Annotated in this window: 1 protein-coding gene; it reads left to right on the top strand. The window is 54.8% G+C overall.

The genetic code is table 11. The features are described 5' to 3' along the window. The coding region (locus JCM12296_RS35010; RefSeq protein WP_157068206.1) for an efflux RND transporter permease subunit at positions 1–1,143 on the top strand (1,143 nt) is incomplete at both ends.

A 1,143-nucleotide genomic window follows, 5' to 3' on the forward strand; every position in this document is an offset into this window, starting at 1 on the left:
GTGGTGGCCATTGACGAGGTCGTCAAGACCCTGTTCGAGGCGATCCTGCTGGTCTTTATCATCATGTATCTTTTCATGGGCAACATCCGGGCCACCCTCATCCCAACCATTGCGGTGCCGGTGGTGCTGCTGGGAACCTTTGCGGTTCTGGGATTTTTCGGATTTTCCATCAACATGCTGACCATGTTCGCCATGGTGCTGTCCATCGGCCTGCTGGTGGACGACGCCATCGTGGTGGTGGAAAACGTGGAGCGGATCATGGCCGAGGAGGGGCTCCCTCCAAGGGAGGCCACGGCCAAGTCCATGGACGAAATCACCAGCGCGCTGATCGGCATCGGGCTTGTGCTTTCGGCGGTCTTCGGCCCCATGGCTTTTTTTCAAGGCTCCACCGGGGTCCTCTACCGCCAGTTTTCCGTCACCATCATCGCATCCATGTTGCTTTCGGTAGTTGTGGCCCTGATTCTGACCCCGGTGCTCTGTGCCTCGTTTCTTAAACCGATACCGCCCGGACATCATGCTTCAGACAATGCGGTCTTGTTTCTGCGCCCATTTTTCAGGTGGTTCGATAGGAGTTTTCTAAAAGTCAGGAGTTTTTATGTGGGAATCGTCGGTCGGTCATTTTCAAAAACATCGCGCTACCTGATGATCTACATCTTGTTAGTAGCGACGGTCGGATTCCTGTTTCAACGGATGACGACCTCCTATCTCCCGGATGAAGATCAGGGAATTCTGTTGATTCAGGCATCACTTCCATCGGGCTCGACCGTGGAGCAGACCCGGAAGGTCATGGATAAAATCAAGGATTATTTTCTGGCACATGAAAAAGAAGGTGTGGAGTCCTTTATGTCGGTGGCTGGTGTCAGCTTTTCCGGTCAGGCGCAGAATGTGGGCCTGGGATTTGCCAAACTCAGGGACTGGGAACTGCGCAAACGGCCGGACCTTAAAGTCAAGGCCATTGCCGGCAGGGCCATGGGTGCCTTTTCACAGATCAAAGAAGCGGCGGTATTCGCTTTTTCTCCACCGGCAGTGATCGAACTGGGCAATGCCACCGGATTTGATTTTCAGTTGCAGGACCGCGGTGGCCTGGGTCACGCAAAACTGATGGCGGCACGCAACCAGCTCCTCGGTATGGCGGCCCGGGAT

The sequence above is a fragment of the Desulfosarcina cetonica JCM 12296 genome (assembly GCF_001311845.1).
GTDB classification, from domain to species: domain Bacteria; phylum Desulfobacterota; class Desulfobacteria; order Desulfobacterales; family Desulfosarcinaceae; genus Desulfosarcina; species Desulfosarcina cetonica.